Origin of the sequence: Streptococcus sp. KR, assembly GCF_002238115.1 — a bacterium.
Taxonomy (GTDB): Bacteria; Bacillota; Bacilli; order Lactobacillales; family Streptococcaceae; genus Streptococcus.
This window is the reverse complement of the sequence record NZ_NGVM01000200.1, coordinates 1-350: the sequence shown is the minus strand read 5'-3', so window position 1 is coordinate 350 and position 350 is coordinate 1. Positions and strand designations below refer to the sequence as shown.

The window sequence follows — 350 nt, the reverse complement described above, 5'->3', positions numbered from 1 at the left end:
CTTATACCGACTGGAGATGGCAAGTTTTATGCCGATTCTCATAGTTTTATTGCTACTAACAACGCCACATTAGAGTCTAAAAGTAAGCAAGATAATATTGATTTTGAAAAAATGATTGAATTAGGCTTAGTTACTTTGAGTAAAAAGCACGAAGTAGTCAAAAAAAACGGTCAATTAGTTAAAACAAGCAAGTCGATTATTGATTATCACCAAGTGTATGACTGGTTAATTGATTTTATTAGTAGTCATAAGCTGCAAGTTCTCGCTATTGGCTTTGATAAATATAACGCTAACGAACTTGTAAGATTACTAAAGACTAATCGGCCAGACTGGACTCTACAAGCCGTCAG

At 34.3% G+C, this 350-nt stretch carries 1 protein-coding gene; it reads left to right on the top strand.

All coding sequences use genetic code 11. The features are described from left to right. On the top strand, positions 1–350 hold a 350-nt coding region (locus CBI42_RS11600), incomplete at both ends, for a terminase TerL endonuclease subunit (RefSeq protein WP_256963828.1).